The sequence below is a fragment of the Fulvivirga sediminis genome, from assembly GCF_016757215.1.
Taxonomy (GTDB): domain Bacteria; phylum Bacteroidota; class Bacteroidia; order Cytophagales; family Cyclobacteriaceae; genus Fulvivirga; species Fulvivirga sediminis.
The window spans coordinates 23209-47998 of record NZ_JAESIY010000016.1; the positions used below are offsets into that span (position 1 = coordinate 23209).

The 24790-nt window shown below is 40.1% G+C and carries 4 protein-coding genes; all 4 read left to right on the forward strand.

The window, feature by feature from the left end:
• Positions 1-42: 42 nt before the first annotated feature.
• Positions 43-12435 carry a non-ribosomal peptide synthetase/type I polyketide synthase gene (locus JL102_RS21510; RefSeq protein WP_202246539.1) on the forward strand — a complete coding sequence of 4131 codons (12393 nt, stop codon included), beginning with the start codon at positions 43-45 and terminating at the stop codon, positions 12433-12435.
• A gap of 1 nt (position 12436) precedes the next feature.
• Positions 12437-15808 carry a non-ribosomal peptide synthetase gene (locus JL102_RS21515; RefSeq protein ID WP_202246540.1) on the forward strand — a complete coding sequence of 1124 codons (3372 nt, stop codon included), beginning with the start codon at positions 12437-12439 and terminating at the stop codon, positions 15806-15808.
• 89 nt (positions 15809-15897) lie between these two features.
• A complete protein-coding gene (locus JL102_RS21520) occupies positions 15898-23547 on the forward strand; it encodes a non-ribosomal peptide synthetase/type I polyketide synthase (protein ID WP_202246541.1) in 7650 nt (2549 codons plus the stop codon).
• 24 nt (positions 23548-23571) lie between these two features.
• Positions 23572-24789 (forward strand): ACP S-malonyltransferase, encoded by a 1218-nt coding sequence (locus tag JL102_RS21525; protein ID WP_202246542.1) that lies wholly within the window; start codon positions 23572-23574, stop codon positions 24787-24789.
• Position 24790: the final 1 nt, after the last annotated feature.

A 24790-nucleotide genomic window follows, 5' to 3' on the forward strand; every position in this document is an offset into this window, starting at 1 on the left:
GAAGAAAATATAAACTCTTAGTTAGAGAATTCTGAATATTAAATGAATAATAAAGAAAACTATACCGGTCTCGAAATAGCAGTAGTGGGCATGTCAGGGAGATTCCCTGGGTCTAAAGATCTGGATGAATTATGGGCTAATCTCCGTGAGGGAAAGGAGTTGATCAGCTTCTTTACTGATGAAGAGTTAATGGCTAATGGCATAAGCGAGGATTTGATCAAGGACTCTAGATACGTGAAAGCGAAAGGTGTGTTAGAAGATGTAGAACTATTCGACGCATCATTCTTCGATTACACAGACAGGGAGGCTAATTTCATGGATCCTCAGTTACGAATTTTTCATGAGTGTGTTTATCATGCCTTGGAGAATGCCGGATATGCGGGAGCCAATAAACCGGTAACAGGTCTCTTTGCAGGAGCAGGTTTCAATCCCTTTTGGGTGGCCAATTTCTTGCCGGAATTCAAAAACTTTTCTGAAATATTCGAGATATCAGGCTTAAATGCAAGAGAATATCTGGCTACCAGAGTGGCCTATAAACTTGATTTGAAAGGGCCTGCCATGACGGTACAAACCGCTTGTTCTACCTCTTTGGTAGCCATACATATGGGTATACAGTCACTATTGGCAGGAGAGTGTGATATGGCTCTTGCTGGAGGAGTGAGTACTTTGTTTCCATCTATGGACCTACCCCGTAAATACGGTATGCTTGCGCAAGAGGGAATGATCATTTCTCCGGACGGCCACTGTCGACCATTCGATCAAAATGGTACGGGCTTCATGGGCGGCGATGGTGTTGGAGTGGTTGTACTTAAGAGACTTGAAGATGCCATCAATGACGGAGACCAGATAATGGCCGTGGTGAAGGGTTCGGCAATTAACAATGATGGTAATGCTAAAGCTGGGTATGCGGCACCGAGTGTTGAGGGTCAATCGGCAGTAATACAGAATGCGTTGGCTATTTCGGAAGTGGATCCGACTACTGTTAATTATATAGAAACACATGGCTCGGGTACGCAGTTGGGTGATCCAGTTGAGGTAGAGAGTTTGAGACGAGCTTATCATGCTAATGGTGAGCAGTATTGCGGTATAGGATCTATCAAATCTAATGCGGGACATCTTGATGCTGCGGCTGGTGTGGCAGGGTTTATAAAGACTGTATTGTCTTTGAAAAATCGTGAGATGCCGCCAAGTATCAATTTCAGTAAGCCTAATGAGAAAATTGATTTCGAAAATAGCCCGTTCAGAGTTAATGATAAGCTGATAACATGGGAAAGAGGAGAGGCCCCACGTCGAGCTGCTGTAAGTTCATTTGGCATTGGAGGTACTAACGCCCATATCATACTTGAAGAATATGAGGTAGAAGAGTCGGTAAAAGAGCAACAGGAACAGGAAGATGTAGTGCTTTTATCCGCAAGATCAAAGCAGTCGCTGGTCAAGCAAGCCGAGGAGCTTCGTCAATTTATTAAGGAGCAAAAAGATAATATATCGTTTTCTGATCTTGCCTACACTACACAGGTAGGAAGAGGATCATTTGAGTACAGGCGTGCTGTTGTTGGTAAAAATATAGACGAGCTATACAACGCGCTGGATCCTGAAGCCATCGAAAAGAAGACTGTAAAAGCCAAAAGCAATGTTTCACGTTCTGTGGTATTTGTATTTCAGGGATTGGGCGGACAATACGTCAATATGGGATTGGATCTTTACCTTAAGTATGAGACATTCCGACGTTCAATGGATGAAGGCTTTGTCCAAGTAAAGAAACATCTTAACATACACCTCAAATCCATAGTCTATCCTGAAAAGGGGAAAGAAAATGAGGCTAAAGAAAAAATCAACGAGTTTGAAATTGCACAGGTGGCAGTTTTTACTTTTGAGCGAGCGTTAGCTAAGCTATTGTTAGAATTTGAGGTTGAGCCAGATGTCCTTTTGGGATACAGCTTTGGGGAATTAGTCGCGGCCACTATTGGTGGTTGTATTTCTTTTGAGGAGGCGACGCGATTGATTGTGGCCAGAGGTAAGCTTGTTGGAAAAAGTATGGCAGGTGGTATGTTGAGTGTGCCACTGGCTTCAGCTGATATTCAAAAATATCTCATGCCGCAAATAGAGATTGCGATTGATAACGGCGATTCATGTGTGCTCTCGGGGCCAAGAGAGGAGATTGTAAAATTAGAAGCCACTCTAAAAGAGGACAGAATACTTTCTTTGATGCTTCCCGGACAATTTGCGCTTCATAGCTCAATGATGTCACCATTACTTCCAGAATTTAGAAGTATACTTGAAAGTATATCTATTCAGCCATCAGAGATTCCACTTATATCCAATAACACTGGTGACTGGGCTGGAGCAGAAATTACCCATACCACTTATTGGGAAAAGCAGCTATGTGAGAAAGTAAAGTTCTCAGAAAGTTTAGAGAAAGCGTTACAATTATCTAATGCTGTAATGATTGAGATTGGCCCCGGTGCTGATCTGACTTCGACTATTCAGCGATATTTGGAGGCTGATAAGGGGCATTATGCCATAAATCTTATCCGCCCGGAGGCTATGGGGATGACTGACCATAGATTCTTATTAAATAAGTTGCAAAGATTATGGTTACAAGGCCTGGAAATAAACTGGAGTCCTTTACATACTTTGGGGCAAAGGACACGTATATCCATGCCTGGATATGTATTCGATAGAAAAAGATACTGGTTTAAGGATTACCAGAAAAATACACCAGAGCTGGCGCCGAAAGCTGTAACCGCTATCGGTCTTTCCAAAAATGAAAATCCAGATGAATGGTTCTATTTACCGACATGGGAAAAAGTATATTCTTCTGATAGAAAATCTTTTGATGGTATATATAACTGGTTAATATTAAGTGACGGTTCAGCCCATACTGAACAGCTCATTCAGTCGCTGATCGCACAAAACCAGCAGGTGACCAAAGTTACCAAAGGAAGGAAATTTGAACGCGTAGGTAGAAATCATTATGAGATAAACCCTGCTATAGAAAAGCAATATGATTTCTTATTGAAAGAGCTGAAAGCGGAAGGCTTAATGCCTGAGAGAATAGTTCACCTCTGGAATGTGACTAATAGTGACGTATCAGCAACATCAGTAGATGAGAATATCACTACCGGATTCAATTGTCTGACCTCGTTAGCTAAATCCTATCACCGATATGGGGATAAGGAGCATGAGGTAGTCATCTATACGGTAACCTGTAATGTCCACCAAATTATTGGGAATGAAACATTGAATCCAGTTGGCGCGAGCATTTATGGAGCTAGCCGTGTGATTCCGATTGAATTTGACGCTATAAAGTGTATCAACATAGACATTGGGGATACAGCAGTAGTAGGATCCTTATTGGTCGAAGAATTAAAAGCATCGCAATTTGATGATCTGACCGTCGGATTTAGAGGTAATAGCAAATGGAGGTTGCAATATAGAAAGCAGCCGGTTATCAAGAGACAGAAGGTACTGGATCAGCTGTTTGAAAAAAAGAAGGTTATTGTCATTCTTGGCGGGCTTTGTAATAGAAGTAATATCGGATATCTCTACGCGAAATATCTCTCTCAACAAAATCAGGCAGATATAGTGCTGGTAAGTCGAACAGACTATCCTCCAAGAGAAGAATGGGATAATATTACTAAGGTTGCTCCTGATTTGGCCTCAAAAATCGACCAAATCAGGGAAATAGAGTCCTACGGAGGAAAAATACATACCTACTCTGCTGATATCACGGCACTCTCTTCGTTGGAAGAGGTGGTCAAAACCATCAAGAATGAAATAGGGGCTGTAAATGGAGTAATCAACGTAGCAGGCACTATGACGGGTGATTCCATGGGTCTTATAATAAACGAAGGTGCAGCCTCATCGATTCAGGTACAATTTGATATCAAGATTAAGGGGACGATCAATCTTTACGAAGTATTCAAGCATCATGACCTTGATTTTTGCATATTTAGTTCGTCACTAACATCTCTTATGGGGCCATTTTCTGCCTATGCAGCAGGTAATAACTTCATGGATGCATTCAGCTATTGGATCAAAGATAAGGTTAAGGGAAGATGGTTGACTATTAACTGGGATCACTTACTAGGCTTTGACGATGATCAGGAAGATCAACCTCTGGCTATTGATCATAATGAAATAATTGACGCTTTCGAGAGAATAATTTCTGATAGTCACCACAATCAGGTGATATTGTCTACGGCAGATATACAGGAGAGGATTGACAAAACCTACCGTTTGACAAAGGGAACACAGCGGTTCCAGAAAAGCAACCTTGCTGAATGGTATTACAAGCCTGTTTGGAAGAAAGCTGAAATCGAAACGGCTCAAGAGGATACCAGCTCCGCAACAATAATTTTTGCTGATGACATTGTATGTTCGAATAAGTTGGCAGAGTCTTTATATTCAGATAAACAAGCAGTGATATGGGTTAAAAAAGGAAATGATTTTTTCCATGATAATACTCAATTCACCATTGATCCTAATGCACCTGATCATTATGAGAGATTAGTGCAGTATGTTAATGATCTGGGGATCAAAGTTGACACAGTTGATCATTATTGGAGCTCTTATGCATCAGGATATACTGATACATATATTGGTTATAATTCTTTATTAAACTTCTCTCAAGCCTGGTCTAAGTATTTTGCAGATCAATTATCGATTCGAGTGATCACTACTGATATGCATTGCCTCGAGGACGGTCAACTAGTAAGTGCCGAAAAGGCTGTGATACTTGGACCTGTTAAGGTGATACCGGTGGAGTACCCAACTATTAAGGTACAACTTGTAGATTTTTCAGGAGGAGAATTAAATGCAGCAAGTGAGGAAGAAAAGACTGCCTTACTCAAGGCGGGAATAAATGTTTCATTTGAAAAAGGTAAGGAGATCGTAAGCCTTAGGGATGGACATTTCTACATTCAGAAATATTTACCGGTATCTCTGGAGATAGCTGAGGGTCAAATTTCAGTGAAGAGCGATGGCTTTTACTTGCTTACGGGTGGTCTTGGAGGAGTGGCTCTTCAAATTATTGAGTCTTTTTCAGCACTGGCACCGACTAACTTCGTCATCATTGATAACAGAGATTTTCCTAAAAGTAATCAGTGGGATGAGTTTTTGGATGCAGAGGATACTTGTGAGCAGATAAAAGAAAAGATACTACAACTGCAAGGGGCTGAAATGAATGGTGCCAGATTGTTGATTTATCAGGCAGATATTTGCAATGAAGAGGCGGTAAAGCAGGTATACGCTGAAGCCAGACAGAGATTCGGAGCATTAAATGGTTTATTTCATATTGCAGGTAGTATTGACAACGGAGGAATTATTCAGGGAAGGAACGCCAAAGATTCTGAGCAATACCTTGATCCTAAGGTGCGCGGTACAATGATATTGGAGAATCTTGTTGTCGATGAAAAACCAGATTTTGCGTTATACTTCTCATCCACCGGTAATATATTCTCCCGCTTGAAATTCGGTCAGGTTGCTTATAATGCGGGACATGAGTTTTTAGATGCCTATGTTCATACGCTCCGGGCTAAAAATGTCAATGCTTATAGTGTAAACTGGAATGATTGGCAAGGTACAGGTATAGCCGCTGAAGCTTCTAAAAATCACCAGTTTACTATCAAAGGGCAGTCCATTGCTTTTGAAGAATTACTATCTGTAAAACCAGTGGAAGGTATACACGCGCTGTTTGCTATTCTTTCAAATAACGAACAAAGAGTGGCTATCTCGGCCTATGATCTTTCTGAAGTAAGGCGATTCATAGACGAACTCAATTTTTCAGATGTTACCGAAACTCGTGAGAATAATTCATTGGGTTCAGGTCAACGTCCGGATATAGACACGGTGTATATAGCTCCAGCCAATGATGTCGAAGCGAACGTTATCTCAACATTTGAAACTACGTTTGGTATGTCAGGCATTGGAGTAGAGGATGATTTCTTCGAATTAGGAGGAGACTCAATCAAGGCGATCTCATCTATATCTATGATGCAGCAAAAATTTGGTTACGATGTGCCGGTAACGACGTTTTTTGAATTGAGAACCGCCAGAAAAATAGCCGAGTTATTAGATGGAGGTATTCCCCTGCAAGTACAGGAGACCGTTGTGGAAACAGAGGAAGTGGTCGATGGATTTTATGAGCCATTCCCTATTTCACCGATTCAGATGGCGTATTTGATGGGTAAGAGTGATCATTTTGAAATGGGAGGAATATCTACCAATGTATATCAGGAAAGTGAGCTTAGTGTAGATGTTGAATTATTGAATGAAGCTTTCAATCGCATATTGAACAGGCATGCGATGTTGAAAGTGGTTATGCTTCCTGATGGTACCCAGAAATTTCATAATACCGATCATTATGATATTCAGGTTAAAGATCTTAGAAACCTTAGTGATAAAGAACAGTCTGAGAATATTGAAGAAGAACGTGCCAGGTTAAGTAATCGTCTGTTTGATGAAACAGTATGGCCATTGTTCGAAATCTCTGTTTTCAAACTTTCAGACGATAGAAACTATCTCTTCTTCTGTTTTGATCACCTGATCTGTGATGCCGCCAGTATCATGATCTTTGTTAAGGAGTGGGGAATGTTACTGAAAGATCCTGCAAAGGAACTCCCGGCATTAAACTATACATACAAAGATTATATGAACAATTTCCATGAGTTGCGCTCAGGTGAAAAGTTTATAAAATCTAAAAAATACTGGTTAGATCAATTGGATGATTTTCCGAGTGCACCAGAATTACCATATAAATGTAATCCTTCTGAGATAGACAGGCCTAAATTCAATAGGAAAAGGAAACTCTTTACAACTGCAGAGTGGGATAAACTAAAAGAAGTTGCTAAGGCTTATCACAGTACACCATCTGTATTGCTGTGCACTGCGTATGCCAGAGTATTATCTTTCTGGAGTAATTCGCCAGAACTGGCAATAAACTTAACACTCTTCAATCGATATCCATTTCATGAAGATATTGACCGTGTGGTTGGTGATTTTACTACACTGGTAATTCTGGGTCTTGACATAAATCCTAATGCGCAATTTGATGAGCAGGTTGAAGGTGTGAGAAATAAACTATTGCAATCACTGGATAACCGTTTCTATGACGGTATAGATTTCATCAGAGAGATGAGAAGACACAGGAAAATGGGTACAAGTGCAATTATGCCTTATGTATTTACCAGTGCCTTATTTGGAGGTGATATCGTAGCTACTGAAGAAGATGCCATCCTTGGATTTTGGGGTGACCAGCGCGATGCTGGTATGGCTGTGTCACAGACTTCCCAGGTATTTATTGATTGTACGGCGGCAGAACTTAGTGGTGGTCTTGAATTAGTTTGGGATTATGTAGAGGATCTATTCGAAGAAGATATGATCCAGGCTATGTTTGATCAGTTCATTGCTTCATTGGAATCTGTCATCAATGATAGAAAAGTTCTGGCCTTAAAAGCTCCTGCCGATCATCTCGAGTTATTCAGTGATTTTAATTCTACTCAGGCAGAGTTGCCAGAGGTACAATCTGTAATTTCAATTTTTGAATCACGTGTGGAGCAATCACCTGATAATGTGGCTCTGTCATATGATGGACTTAGCATCACATACGCAGAATTCAATCGAAAAGTCAATCAACTGGCGAGAAAGCTGAAAAGTGAGGGTATTGAAAAAGGAGATGTTGTAGCGGTTCATATGCATAGATCTCTGGAGATGATGATCGGGATATATGCAGTTATGAAGACAGGCGCAGTCTATCTTCCTGTTCCGATGAATACTCCGACAGAGAGAATGCTCTATATTCTAGAAGATTCAAAAGCGAAAGCCGTATTGGTCAAGGATAAATTGTCAGCGGCGTTGGCAGCCGTGCAGGCTATCTTGATTGAGGAGGACACATTCGGTCAGTTGGATACAAGCAATCTTAATATATATATTGCAGGAGAAGATTTGGCCTATATGATATATACGTCAGGATCTACGGGCAAACCCAAAGGAGTGATGGTCGAGCACCTTCCTTTGGTGAATCGATTGAATTGGATGCAAAAGTCCTATCCATTGATTGCCTCAGATCAGCTAGTGCAAAAAACTCCGATTGGATTTGATGTATCATTATGGGAGCTATTTTGGTGGTCTTTTGGAGGTGCTAGTCTTTCTTTAATGATTCAGGATGAGGAAAAGTCTCCTATGGAGGTATACGAGCATCTGGTTTTACAAAACGTTACGGTTGCTCACTTTGTACCGTCAATTTTTGAGATGTTCCTGGATTATGTAAAAAAGGATAACCGCATCTACAAGTTACAACTAAGGTATATATTTTGTAGCGGTGAAGCTTTGCTTTCCTCACATGTAAAGGCTTTTAATGAGCTATTCAGTGGCTATTCATGTCAATTGATCAACCTATACGGACCTACAGAGGCTACTATAGATGTTTCATATTACAATTGTACCTCACAGTCATTGGAATCAACAGTTCCGATAGGCCGACCAATAGATAATATTGAGTTATATGTATTGAACGAAGGACTTCAGCCGGTGCCGTTTGGAGTTCCTGGAGAACTTCATATCGCGGGAGTCGGGCTAGCCAGATGTTATGTAAATGAAGGGTTGACCAAAGAAAGGTTCATTTATAGCGATTCAGTTACCTCATCCAGACTATATAAAACTGGTGATCTGGTCAGACTGAACAAGGATCTTCAGATCGAATACATTGGTCGTATTGATGATCAGGTGAAAATTAAAGGTAATCGTATAGAGTTAGGGGAAATATCCCAGGTATTATCTACGATTGAAGGTATCGACGGAGCTACCGTAGTGGTGCGAAAGTCCGAAGATGGTGAAGAGTATTTATGTGCATACCTAGTTGGTAAAGAGATGCCGGTTCAGGATATCCGTCAGCTTTTGGGGATCAGCCTCCCGGAATATATGTTGCCAGCTTATTATGTGTTTATGGACGAGATACCATTGACACCGAATGGCAAACTTAATCGAAACCTTCTACCAGAACCCGGAAAGGTAATTAATACAGGTAACATCTATCAGGAGCCTATCACTAAGATGGAGGTGCTTTTGATGCCTGTTTGGTATGAAAACCTAAAGGTCGACAAGGCCAGTATTAATGATAATTACTTTGATCTTGGTGGAGATTCTTTTAGGGCAACTTTTTTAATAACAGAGATTGAGAAAATTGCAGGCCATAAAGTGCCCCTTGCTCAACTTTTTAAAACACCAACTCTAAAAGAGTTAGCAGCACATTTGGAAACGCAAACTGAGGTGCGAGCAGGTATTACTAAAGCACCAGCTCAGTCGACATACCCATTGTCTGCTCAGCAGGAGCGTATGCTTGTGCTGAATAAGTTATCTCCTCAGTCGACTAATTATAATATTTCCACCGCAAAGATGATTATCGGTGATTTGGATATCGATCGGGTGGAGAAGGCATTTAATCAGATTATTGATAAGCACGAGATATTGCGTACCACTTTCCATGAAGAGAATGGTAGTTATTATCAGCTGGTGAGGAATGAGGTTGATTTTGTTGTGGAGACAATAAAATCTGAAGAGGTCAATGTTGATGAAAGGATTGATAATTTCATTAAACCTTATAACCTAAGTGAGGGCCCATTATTGAGGGTCGCAGTAATGACAGTTGAGAAGGATCGTCACTATTTGGTGCTCGATATGCATCATATCATTACCGACTTGATGTCATTAGGCTTATTGATCAACCAATTCATATCAGCCTACCAAGGCAATGAGATCAATGCTAGTGATTTTCAGTATAAGGATTATGCATATTGGCAGACCAATCAGGCTGATAATGAGAAAAGTATGCAGTATTGGAAAGGTCAGTTTGTAGTTGAAATTCCAACCTTAAATTTGCCAACTGATTTTTCAAGACCTAATGCGCCTACCTATGCCGGAAGCAGATTTACATCAACCTTTGATGAAAATCTGGTTAAAGCATTAGAAGCGATGAGCAGAGAGCATGATGCTACCCTGCAAATGACGCTTATGACTTCCTTTTTGATTTTCCTTCATAAAGTTAGTGGACAGAACGACTTGACGGTCGGGTCACCAGTGTTAGATTCAAGACCTGCTGAACTTGCCGAATCTATGGGGATTTTTGTCAATACCGTAGTATTGAGAAGCGAGATAGATGTACAGTTGACATTTAAAGAGTTACTCCAGCAGGTCAAAAATAGAATACTTAAAAACTATGAATATCTGGATGTTCAGTTTGAGGACCTGGTGGATGCTTTAGATATACCGAGAGATATCACTCGTAATCCACTATTTGATGTGTTGTTCGATTTTCAGAATACAGATACGAAGACTGTTAATCTTCCTGGGCTAAAAGTTGATGATTATCAAATAGGGAGAAATAATGCCAATTTTGATCTATCGTTGGTATTCATGAAGAACGGTGATCAACTTGAACTGACTATAGATTATAAGTCTGATCTCTTCATGGAAGAGACCATTCAAAATTATTTCAGCTATATCGAATATATCATCGGTCAGATCGTCAAAAGTGATGAATCTAAGATTTCTGAGGTATCTATTCTGACAGATGATGAAAAATTGAAGGTATTAGAGCAGTTTAATCAAACGCAACAACAAGTACCTCAAGAGTATATTTTAGATCCATTTAGAAGATCACTTCACGAGAATTCGGGCAATCAGGCAGTTTGTTACCTTGATGAGTCACTGACGTACGCTGAACTTGATGTATTGTCTGATAAAATAGCAGCATATCTGCAGCATGAGTTTAAAATCCAGAAGGGAGATTTTGTGGGCCATCTAGCCAATAAAGGCCTTTATACTATTCCTTTGATCTATGGAATAATAAAAGCAGGAGCTGTTTATGTGCCGATGTCTATGGATAATCCTCTTGAAAGAAGCAAGAGCATTATCAGAGAAGCAGACTTAAAACTGCTTATCTCCAACCATGCAGAAGTGGATCAATTGAAGGATATGTTAAATATCATTGATATTACCACTTTGGCGGATTTGGATTATTCAAACGATGTAATACCCGTTGCTTTGAAAGGGGATGATCTTGCCTATGTGATATTTACTTCAGGTTCCACAGGTACGCCTAAAGGTGTAATGATCGATCACAGAGCCTTGTACAATAGGATATACTGGATGCAGGATGCTTATTCTATTGACAGCAATGACACGCTCATTCAGAAAACGCCTTTAGCATTTGATGTTTCTATCTGGGAGTTGTTCTGGTGGTCTTTTACAGGAGCCACGCTCGTCATATTGCCTGATGGTGATGAGAAACAGCCAGAGAAAATATTGGATGCCATTGCCAAATATGATGTAAGTACTATCCATTTTGTGCCTTCTATGCTAAATGCATTTTTGCATAGCATGAAAGAGCTTCATGAGCCGATGTTAGGCTCATTGAACAAGATTTTTGTAAGTGGGGAAGCGCTGAGCGCAAATCATGTTGAACTCTTCAATCAAGTGATACTTGCTAGGGATTATTCATGTAGGTTGATAAATCTTTATGGTCCTACAGAAGCTACGGTTGATGTGACACATTATGAATGTACATCAGAGAACATAACTAGCAGTATTCCGATAGGTCAGCCTATTGCGAATATTAGATGCTATATTATTAATACAGAGAGGCAGGTAAATCCTGTGGGAATACCTGGAGAATTGTGTTTGGCGGGAGTAGGTTTGGCTCAGGGCTACCTCAATAACAAGGAGCTAACAGATGCTGTATTCTTAAACCTGGATGCAGTAGGTGAGAGAGTTTACAAAACCGGGGATTTAACGAGGTGGTTGCCAGATGGTAATATTGAATACCTCGGCAGAATGGATCATCAGGTGAAGTTGAGGGGGTATCGCATAGAGCTGGGAGAGATAGAGGCCCAATTGAGCACAAACGCTGATATAGAGCAATGTGTAGTCACCACACAAGGTGAAGGAGAAAATCAAGTGCTTTCTGCCTATTATAAAAGTACACGAGAATTGACAGATAAGGAACTTACTGAATTTCTAATTACCAAAGTTCCGTCATATATGTTGCCGCAGTATTATATAGCTCTTAATGAAATTCCGCTCACTACGAATGGTAAGGTTAACAGAAAAGCTTTGCCAGCTCCGGATATTAAAACATTGAGCTACGTAAAACCACAAAACGAGATAGAAGAAAAAATTTGTAAGTTATGGGCGGAGACTTTGAGTATCAACTCCACGGAAATAAGCACAGACAGAAGTTTCTTTGCTCTTGGGGGAAATTCACTAAAGGCATTGACCTTGATCAGCAAAATCAATACTGCTTTTGAGATAGAAATTCCTTTTATGGAGCTGTTTAACCACCAAACGGTTCAGGCTCTTGCTTCATTTATAGAATTGTCTCAGTGGGCAGATATCAATGATGAGATGAATAAAGATAAGAAAACAGAGATGGTGATTTGATATGAGTGTAGTAGAACTGTTACTTACATTAAAGAAGAATAATATCAGCCTTACCATTGACGAAGGTAATCTGAAGCTTGGTCTTCCTGAAGAGGGAGTTGATGAGCAATTGATTCAGAAGATCCGGGAGCATAAGGCTGACATTATAAAGTATTTTGGAGGGCTTTCGAAACCTTCTAAAGTAGAACAAATTGAGCATGTAGGAGAGCGCGATTATTATCCTTTAACTTCTGCTCAAAAAAGACTCTATTTTCTTTTTGAATTAGAGCCTAATTCCTTGGCTTATAATCAATTGCAAATCCTGCAAATTGAGGGTGATCTGGATGTTTCAAGGTTAGAGCATGCATTTCAAAAGCTTATTAATGCTCATGATTTATTGAAAACAACATTTAAAGTGATAGATGGGGTGCCTGTTCAAAGTTTATCCGAGCAGAGGCCCTTTGCTTTAGAGTGGTTTGATGGGAATAATCTTGATGAATGTGTGAATGAATTTTTGAGGCCATTCAATCTGAAAAATGAATTACTTATTCGAGGAGGATTAGTCAAAATTTCATCTAACACTTACTGGTTGTTAATCGACACCCACCATATTATATGTGATGGTATTTCTCAGGGAATACTGGTACAGGGGCTTATGGATGCTAATCATCATCAGCAATACCATCATTCAGGTTTAAGATATGTGGATTTTGCCATTTATGAACAAGGCGATTACTGGCAAAATAAGATAAAGGCTCAGGAGAGATTTTGGTTGTCTGAATTTGAAGAGGCTCTTATGCCCCTTAATCTAAGAACCGACTATCCAAAATCTGTCGGCCGTGATAGAAAAGGACGGGTGATAAAATTCTCGACAAACCGATCAGCTAGCTTAAATAGATTGGCAGAGGAAGAGAATGCGACTTTATACATGTCACTGCTAAGTGTAATCAAGGTGCTATTGTATAAACTCACTGGAAATAAAGACATAGCTGTAGGAACTCCTGTGTCTGGTCGCAATAATGAACAGCTCGATCAGATAGTCGGTATGTTTGTCAATACCTTGGTGGTGAGAGGAAACATCGATTCGGATAAAAGCTTCAGGTCTTTATTAAAGGAAACAAGAGATAAGGTGCTGGAATGTTTTTCCAATCAGCAATATCCTTATGAATCTTTAGTGGAGAAACTTAACATTGAAAGGGATCAAAATAGAAATCCTCTTTTTGACGTGATGTTTGCCTATAGGAATTACAACCTGCCAAAGATGAAAATGGAGGGAGTTAGCGTTTCGCCATTAGAGGTAGGCAATTATGGTACTGCACAGTTTGATCTTACTATTACAGTTACAGAAAATGTAGATGAATTAGATTGGCAAATGCAGTATGATGCCTCCATTTATAAATCTGATACAATGGAGCGCTGGGTAAAATATATTCGGCAAATATGCGAGGTAGCATTTCAAGACCCTGACAGCGCATTAAAAGATCTTAATATTCAACCAGAAGATGAGTATAGGGCTATTTCTGAAGTGAATTCAACAGCCATTGATAGATCAGAGGAATCAATTATTGATCTTTTTGTTCATCAGGCTCAACAATCGCCTGATAATATAGCTGTAAAGTTTGCTGATCATTCACTTACTTATCGGGAAGTTGATCAGTTGTCAAATCAGATTGCCAATTATCTTCTGACGGAGTGTAATTTATCAAAGGGTAGCAGAATCGGCTTTTTGCTGGAAAGAGAGTTATGGCAGATACCTTTGATTTATGGTATTATGAAGGCTGGTGCAGTATATATACCACTAGGGGTAGATCAGCCAGCAAACCGGATATCTCAAATAATTGAAGAGGGAGACATTGATCTGGTCATATCTCGAGCGACGTTAGAGGTAGCATTAGCAGAAGATTGCCAACTGTTAGATTTGGATATAGCGGCTAATGAAATTTTGAAATGCGCTGTGGAGCGTCCTGCTAGTAAATTTACGGGTAATGACTTAGCATACACGATTTATACGTCAGGTTCGACAGGTAAGCCTAAAGGCGTTATGGTCGATCATGGTTCATTGTTGAACAATATGCTATGGAATCAAAAGGATTATCCTCTATTTGAGGCTGATGTTTTGGTTCAGAAAACACCATTAGTATTTGACGTATCCCTTCAGGAGCTATTTTGGTGGTCGATCTCTGGAGCATCATTGATAATCATGCCTCCTGGAATGGAAAGAGATCCGCATTTGATAGCTGATCTGGTAGCAAGGGAGAATGTTACTGTGATTCATTTTGTCCCATCGATGATGGAGATTTTCCTGAATGTCTTGACTAGCAACGATATTGCTGAGCTCAAGTCTTTAAGATTAGTAATCGCGAGCGGTGAGGCCTTATTACCAGGGTTAGTTGAAAATTTTAACCTTAGTTTTGAAGAAATAGCTGGCATAAGATTGATCAATATGTATGGTCCCACAGAAGGTACTATCCATGTTACTCATTATGAGTGTCTGCCGGGCAAGAATCAGGATACCATACCTATAGGAAAGCCTATTGATAATATGCGTTGCCATATCCTTGATCCTGATGGAAACAAAGTACCTATAGGAGTTATAGGAGAACTATATCTTGAAGGAGCAGGCTTAGCCAGAGGTTATTACAAGCAACCTCAACTCACAGCGCAGTATTTTATAGCGGATGAGTCAGGTAATTCTAGAATTTACAAAACTGGAGATCTTGCCTATTGGAGGGAAGACGGAAACATTGAGTATTTAGGAAGGGTCGATCAGCAAGTAAAAGTTTTTGGTAATCGTATAGAGCTATTAGAAATTGAAAACCAGATCAGGAGAATAGAAGGGGTAAGAAGAGCTGCTGTAATTGTGTATGGTGAGGGTGCCGATAAGCGACTTGTAGCATATTATGAAGCCGATAATTCAATCACTTATCAAACGATGAGGGATAAACTCAGGACTGTTCTACCTGCCTATATGGTGCCCGGCCAGTATATCTGGATGGAAGCATTGCCACAAATTGCCAGTGGCAAAATTGACAGGCTTAGCCTTCCTGCACCAGTTGAGAGCACATATGAAGAAATAAAATTGCCTAAAACTACTCTTGAAAATAAAATTATCAAGGCATGGTCGCAGGTATTGCCTCTTAGAGAGGATGAAATAGGAGTTAATTTTAATTTTTTTCAGTCGGGAGGTACTTCATTGATGCTTATCAAGCTCAGTACAATACTTACCGAATCTCTGGGATACAGAATATCAGTACCTATGCTATTCAATCATCCCACCATTACTTCTTTAGTTGCGTACCTGCAGACTCAGCAACAACAATCTGAGAGGGATATTGAGGAAGTTAATGAAGAGGTAGATGAGATGCATGACATCTTAGGAACATTGGAGGACTAAACCTCCAAATAATTAATAATAGTAATTAGTCATCAGGCTAAATAATTGACCTAATGACGATTAGTAGAGACTTAGAGAATTAAATATAGATGAAAGATTATAGTGGTATAGAAATAGCTGTGATTGGCATGTCTGGGAAGTTTCCCGGAGCTAAGGATCTTAATGAGTTTTGGGATAACCTGAAGAATGGCTATGAGTCTGTAACCTACTTTACGGATGAAGAATTGGCAGAAGCTGGTGTTCCTGAATCAGAGTACAAGCACCCAGACTATGTAAAAGCCAATTCTTTTTTAGAAAATAAAGAGAATTTTGATGCTGATTTCTTCGGATATCGTCCGGAAGAAGCACGGTTGATGGATCCTCAGATCAGACTTTTTCATGAAGAATGCTGGAAGGCACTTGAAGATGCTGGTATAGACATTAGAAAAAATCAGGATAAAGTAGGTCTGTTCGCAGGAGGATCTCCGAGTCTTAACTGGGAAACTTATGCTATGTTTGCCAACGAGCAGAATTATGTAGATAGCTTTACAGCTTCCCAGCTGAAGGATATAACCTATCTGTGTGCTAGAGTATCTTACTTACTTAATCTTCAGGGGCCTGCATTTTATTTAAATACGGCTTGTTCCACATCCTTAGTGGCTATACAACGAGCCGTTATGAGTCTACTATTGCGGGAGTGTAAAGTAGCCCTCGCCGGTGGAGTATCTCTTAGTCACAGTACTAAAAGGGGATATTTTTATGAAGAAGGTATGGTTAGCTCAAATGATGGGCATTGCAGGACTTTTGATGAAAAGGCGATAGGAACGATTAGAGGTGAGGGCGTCGGTGTGGTGGCTCTTAAGCGATACAAAGATGCAGTAAAAGATGGGGATCACATTTATGCGGTAATCAGAGGAGCTTCGGTAAATAACGATGGATCGGAAAAAATGTCGTTCACGGCTCCAAGTGAGCATGGTCAGTACAAGGCTATTCTCAAAGCATACAATATGGCCAAAGTGGATCCCGCTACGATCAATATGGTGGAGGCACATGGTTCTGGTACGCCACTTGGTGATCCGATTGAAATTGAAGCATTAAATAAGGTGTTTGGTAAAACAGGTACAGAATGTGCCATAGGATCAGTAAAAACCAATATAGGTCACCTTGATGCCGCAGCAGGAGTAGCAGGTTTTATCAAAACGGTGCTTTCCCTCAAGCATAAACACATTCCTGCCAGCTTACATTACGAAAGCCCTAACCCTAAAATAGATTTTGAGCAGGGGCCGTTTTTTGTCAACACGAAGTTAAGACCATGGGAAAAATCATTGACACCAAGAAGGGCAGGAGTAAGCTCTTTTGGAATGGGCGGAACCAATGCTCATATCGTGCTGGAAGAGTGTCCTGAAAATTCTAAGGTCTCAAGCGATAATGATATTGACTGGATAAAGCTTTCTGCACATACTGCTGATGCTTTGAAGCGCAACGTATCTGCTCTTGCACAGTATCTGGAGAAAAACACCGAGGTAAACTTATCAGATGTTGCCTACACCTTTAATCAAGGTAGAGCGGATCTTAAATACCGAAAATCAATAGTATTTCAGGGTAGAAAATCATTATTGGAAGCATTATCATCAGAAAGATTGCTCAAGCATCCTGCTCTGGTCAATAGCCACCAATCGGTACCTAATGTATTTATGTTTGCGGGTCAGGGAGCTGAGTATGTCAATATGTGCAAAACCCTGTATCACGACTTACCAATATTTAAAGAGACATTGGACAACTGTTTTGAAATAGCCGCTAAATACATGGATGCCGACTTGAAGGCAATCCTTTTTGCGGAAACAGAAAGTTCTGATGGTCTCATTCATCAAACTAATTATACACATCCTATTCTATTTGCAGTAGAATATGCTTTAGCAAAATCAATTATGAGCTGGGGTGTGAAGCCTGATATGGTCATTGGACACAGTCTGGGCGAATATGTAGCAGCGTGCCTGGCAGGAGCATTTGATTTAGAGTCTGGCATTAGGCTCATTATAGAACGAGGCAAGCTCATGAAAACTGTGGCGTCCGGTGCAATGATGGCTGTGTCTGCTACAGAGGATAGATTGAATGACTTTTTGAAAGATCATAGAGGAGTAACTCTGGCAACAGCCAATAGTACAGAATTGCAGGTTGTGGCTGGAGATCATGATGCGGTGCAAGAGCTAATAAAGAGCCTCGAACAAGAGAATATATCCTGTAGATTGATCGCAGGAGCTTCTGCCTATCATTCGCATCACATGAACCAGATTGCGGATGATTATCGAAAAGTGCTTGCCACTATCGAAATGCAGCCACTGACTCTGACTATGATCTCCAATGTGGACGGACAAAAGAAAGAACAGGGAACAATTTTGTCAGCAGACTATTGGGTAAAACATCTGGTTAGTACCGTAAAATTTAAGACAGGTATTGACACCATTATGTCTGGAGGAGATGCCAATTTTGTTGAGATTGGTCCAGGAATAGAATTAAGTGTATTTGTGCGGTCTAACGCTATGCGTCATAAAGGGCATAAGGTTGTTGCTGTTAGTAGGCATCAGGATCATGATGCTACGGACTTTGATCATCTGTACACGGGTATTGGTAAGTTATGGGAGTATGGTATCGATATTGACTGGTCAGCATTCTATAAAGATCAGGAAAGACACACAGTATCACTTCCTGTTTACTCTTTCGATCAGCAACAGTTTCCAGCTGAGGTAGATGCTTATCGATTGATTACCGAAAGGATGAACCAAAATACCCATACGGTAGAGAATAAACTTGATCAGTGCTTTTATACCCCAGTTTGGGAAACATCAGATTTATACAGTAGTGATTCCGCTCAGGATAATTATAATTATCTACTTGTATTTGCTGAAGAGGAGTCGGCGTCTGTACTTATCAACACACTTAGAAAGGATGATGCAAAAACCATCATTATATCCAAAGGCAATGAATATGCGAAGATAGATGATGAGCATTTCACCATCAGGCCCAATGATAACAACGACTACAAATTACTTTTTGACCATTTCAAAGAAGAATCTGTTCGAATATTGTATTTGTGGTCTGTTGATGAAGCCAAACTGGATATTTCAGGCAGAGAGGATTTTATCTCTCAATTAGAAGTTCATTATTATCCATTGATTAATATCGCCAAGTCGATCGATGAAGTGAGTCTTCAAGAGCAAGTAACTTTGATTTCTGTCACTAACAACCTTCATCAGGTATTTTCCGCGGAGCAATTGTCTCCGGCAAAGTCCTTGCAATTGGCAGCCATAAGAATACTGTCTAAAGAATTTCAAAAACTAGCTTGTAGAAACATAGATGTTGATATTCTCAATGACAGAGTGATGGAAGATCTCGCTGCGGATATTGAGTCGTCAAGCCAGGATGTAGTTACTGCTTATCGCCATCAAACACGCTTTGTTCAGAGAATGAAGCCAATAGCTTTAGCACAACCAAAGAATGAGACAAATTTTGTATCAGGTAAGACCTATCTTATTGCCGGAGGTACAGGAGGCATGGGTATGAACTTCGCCCGTTATATCACGTCACAAGTCAGTGGTGTGAAGCTAATCCTTACTGGAAGAAGCGAATTACTATCTAAAGAATCATGGAAAGACGATAAGCAGCTGGTAGATCATCCGAAAGCCAGTGTGATACAATCATTAGTTGAAATAGAGAAGAGTGGTTCAGAAGTATTCTACTATCAGGCCGACGTTTCTGACATTAGCCAGATGCAAGAAGTAGTCCAGGATGTGGAGCAAAATATTGGAACCATAAGCGGAGTTATCCATGCAGCAGGCGGAGCAGATTTTGGAGGTATCGTATACAATAGATCAAGAGAAGATGATCTGAAGGTGATGCTCCCAAAAGCGGTTGGAGCCATAGTACTTAATCAATTGTTGGAAAATAGGGACTTGGATTTCTTTATCCTCTGTTCTTCTACTGCTTCCATAGCAGCTCCTGAAGGTGAGATAGGCTATGTAGCAGCGAACCTATTCTTAAATGCTTACGCTAAGCAGAGATCAGGTCAGCTTACGAATAATGTAGTTAGCATCAACTGGAACCACGTACGTAATGTGGGTATGGCCAATGAAGCAGCGAAAGTGCTTCGCAGCAAAGGTTTTAATGAGATAGTTGACAGTATTTCGGCTCAGGAGGCCGGAGAAGTATTAGAAAGATCAATAAATAGCGGAGTGGCCGAGCTGATGTTGTCAAGACATAAGCTGTCAGATTTTTATGAGATGTTGCCTGATAAGCACATTGATGAATCTCAACTGGATATATCAGATGAGCATATTTCAACAGAAGACTTGGGAAGTGTTGAGGAAGTACTTCTGCAGCTATGGCATTCATTTTTTGGTAAGCCTGATATTACCATAGATGATGATTTCTTTGATCTGGGAGGAGACTCTCTTAAAGCCCTGACATTGATCGGACGCATAAATAAAGCGCTTCATGTGAAGGTTTCGATTAAAGACTTCCTCAATCATAGCGACATTCTTAGTCTGAGCACATTGATTGAAGAGAGGCTAGAAGGTGAGAAAAGTGAATTTACATCTATTCCAAAAGCCATTGATAAAGAACTGTATGCTTTATCTGCAGTTCAGCGTAGACTTTACTTCGTATATCAGCTGGATAAGAGTTCCTTAGCCTACAATAGCCCTAAACTGATAAAGCTTGAGGGGCAGCTAGACAAAGAAAGACTTCAGAATGCATCGAAGCAGCTGTTTGAAAGACATAGCAGTTTACGAACCACCTTTGTTCTGAATAATAATGAGCCATACCAAAAAATAAATGATTCCGATACTTTCCAATTAGAAGTGATACCTTCATCAACAGGTAGTGTTGAAGAGGTGCTTAAATCGTTCGTTAGACCCTTCGATTTGGAAAAGGGACCTCTATTGAGAATAAGCTTGTTTGAGGAATCCCCGGAAGTCAATTACCTATTGGTAGATATGCATCACATTATCACTGATGGGTCTTCCCAGAATATTCTAATCAGTGATTTTCTCCATTTTTATAACAATGATGTATTGCCGGAGCTTCCCGTGCAGTATGTGGATTTCGCTGAGTGGCAACAAAAGGAAGAACAGCAACAAGCTATTTCAAAGCAGAAGGAATTCTGGCTGGAGCAGTATGCTGATGAACCTTCTATGCTGGATTTACCGATAGACAAAGCGAGATCTGAAGAAAGAAGCTATATAGGAGCCACCAAGGATTTTATGCTGACCGAAGAGGATTCATTGCGCCTGAGGAAGTTGGCAGATCAGGAAGGGGTAACAATGTATGTAGTATTACTAGCTGCCTATAAGGTATTTCTTAGTAAACTATGTAATCAGGAAGATATAATTATCGGTTCACCAAGTGCAGGCCGAAACCATCCAGATCTTGAGAATGTAATTGGTATGTTTATCAACACGTTACCAATCAGGAGCGAGGTGAAGCCTCAATGGACATTCCGGACATTTTTGCAGGAACTGAATAAAATAGCCATAGCATGTTTTGATAACCAGGATTTCCCACTGGACGAACTGGTTGAAGAACTTAAACTGGAAAGAGAAACTGGCAGAAACCCGTTATTCGATGTCGAATTTGTTTTCAAAAATTATGAAGAAACAACCTTTCAGTTAGGTCATCTTAAGCAAACGAATATTCCTCTCGAACATCGTGCTGCTTTTGAACTTATTCTTTCTACATACGAAATGGAGGGTAAATTCCATTTCAGATGGGAATATACCAAGGAGTTATTTCTGGAAGATACTATTGATAAGTTTACCGGATATTTCAAAAAAATTGTAGAGGCAATATTAGCCGATACTAATATGGAGATTGGTGATTATGAGATTCTGGAAAACAGTGAAAAGTCACGAATAATTGAGAATGCCAATGGGCCAGTAACACAATATCCGAGTACCACTGTGATCTCTTATTTTGAATCCATTGCAGAAAAGTATCTAGACCATGTGGCTGTACAGTTTGAGGGAAGTGATATCACTTATCAAGAACTGAACGAAAAGTCCAATGCTCTGGCCATCAAGATCAGGGAGGGCTGTTCAATGTCTAACCCTCGAGTGGCGTTATTATTTGAACCGTCTATAGACATGATTATAGCAATGCTTGCTGTGCTTAAAACCGGAGGCTCTTATTTGCCATTATCACCTTCAGCACCACAGGCTCGAACCGAACAGATCGTAAAAGACAGCAATTGCCAATTGTTGCTCTCGCAGTCTGATTTTACAGCAGATATCAAAGTATTGGTTGTAGGTGCAAATATGCTTGAAGGCGTGAAGGAAAATCCGGAGAGAACTGAGACGGCTGATGATAGTATATATATTATTTATACCTCTGGCACTACTGGCGAACCCAAAGGCGTGGAAGTGACCAATAAAGGTGTGATGAATTTTATATACTGGAGAATTCAGAACTATGGCTTTAGCACTGATGATCACACATTACAATTGCTTTCTTATCATTTTGATGGGTTTGCCTCAAACTTATATGCATCCTTACTTTCCGGAGGTAAGCTAACGTTAGTGTCTGATGACAAACGATTAGATACTACTCAGTTATTCAAACATGCAGATCTTGGTTCGGTGACGAATATGGTAGCAACTCCAGGGCTATACGGAGCGCTGATTGAAGGCATAGCTGATAAGAAGGATTTGGGAATGAGTCTTAGATTTGTAGTACTGGCAGGTGAAAAGGCTAGTCCAACTTTGATAAACCGAAGTCAGGAGCTTTTTCCGGCTGTGAAACTCCATAATGAGTATGGCCCTACGGAAGCTTCAATAGGAGCTACTTTTAATCAGGACATGCATGCGAATAATGTTTCTACAATTGGTCAACCGGTGGCTAATACCTCTTGCTACATACTTGGTAAGTCTGGTGAGTTGCTGCCTTGGGGAAACAAAGGTGAACTTTGTATCGGAGGTGATGGACTGGCTATTGGATATATCAATCAACCTGATCTTAATCAGGAAAAGTTTGTCAATCCGAAGCACCTTGAAGGGCTGCGTGTCTACAGAACTGGAGACTTGGCCAGGTATAATATCGATGGTACCATTGAATATTTGGGGAGGGTCGACAATCAAATTAAGATAAGAGGTTTCAGGGTAGAGCTTGAAGAGATCAGTAAACATGTACTTCAATTAGCAGGGATTAATGATGTGTATCTCGATGTATTTGAAAAGAATGGAGAAAAGTATATTTCAGCTTATTGTGCTTCAACTGATATTGAAAGCGTATTAGCCATCAAAGGCCAACTGGAAAATATACTTCCACCATATATGGTACCTGCATATTACGCTCATCTGTCTGTGTTGCCACTGACTAACAATGGTAAAGTGGATGTACAAGCTCTTAAAGAGGTGCCATTCTTAAGCGAGCAGGTAAATTCCAACGGAAAAGTAGCGAAGACAGATTTGGAGAAACAGATAGCAAATATTTGGAAAGATGTATTGAAAATAGATGAAGTACGTGTAGAGGATCGCTTCTTTGATATTGGAGGTACTTCACTCAATGTTATAAAATTGAAGCCCAGGATAGAGGAAATTCTTGGGAAGGAAATAGATATTATGGCGCTCTTCAAATATCCAACAATAGAGAAATTTATTGCGAATGTTTTTCCTGAAGAGTTTGCTATTGAGGAGGCTGAACTTGATCGCACAGATACATTGCGTCAGGGTAAGGCAAACAGACTTAAACGATTAAACAGAAAGAATTAACCTTTAAGAGGAATAATTAATAGAATGAATAAAATCAGCTTTGTGTTTCCCGGCGTTGGGTCACAATTTACAGGAATGGGTAAGGAGTTGTATCATGAATTTCCCGTATTCAAAGATACTATCGAAGAGGCTAGTGATTTGGCAGGAGCAGATATATTTAAAATCTGGCAGGATGGTGAACAAAAACTCAATGAGTTGAATTTTGCTCAGATATCTTTGCTCTCTATTTCATATGCTTCTTATAGAGTGCTTCAGGCTGAGTTGGATGTAGAGCCAGCAATGATGATTGGTCATAGTCTGGGTGAATATACCGCCTTATGTTGTGATGGTATTCTGAACTTCTCTGAAGCTATCCCATTGGTTCAAAAGCGTGGTGAATGCATTATTGCAACATCAGAACAGCTTGAGGGTACCATGTTATGGGTAATAAATATCGACACTCAGGTAGTAGAGGGAGTTTGCGAGCAGTTGAGGAGTGATGCTATTGAGGTGTATCTTTCTGCTTATGATACTGCTACACAATGTAGTATTTCATGTTACAATAAGGATATTTTTGCCATTGCAAAGGCCTTGGAAGACAAGGGAGCTTTGGTTTATCCTCTTAACTTGAGTGGACCATTTCATAGCCCGCTAATGCAGCAGGCCGCTAAAGATTTTAATACCGTTCTTGAAGGCTATACCTTTAACAGCCAGACTTCCAAAGTAATAGCTAATGAAACGGCTAGGCCTTATACAGATGATGTTAAAGGACATTTGACCAGACAATTGGTGTCCCCGGTCAAGTGGTTTCAATCATTGGGAGTTTTAGAGGCTTCTGGTTGTACTACAATCATTGAAGTGGGGCCAAAGGAAGTACTTACGTATCTAACGCAAAAGAGTGAGAAGCCTCTCAAAGCTTATTCATTCAATTCAATTCAACATCTTAATACACTGAAGAATGATTTGATGGTGGCAGAGGAAGAATATCTCATGAAAATTAGTGGATGCAGGGGCGTAGCTGTGGGTACTAGAAATTATTATCCAGAAAATAGTAATTATCATCAGGATATTGTGAGTCCCTATAATGAGATCACTAAGATAGAGAAGAGAATCAAAGAAGGTTATGAAGTTGCCTCTGAGCATCATCTCAAGCAAGCTTTGGGGCACCTAAATACTATCTTGAATAATAAGCGAGTTCCCCAAGATATTCAGCGCGCAAGTCTGGCGAAATTGCTTAGTGACAAATTTATCCACCTGGTATAAA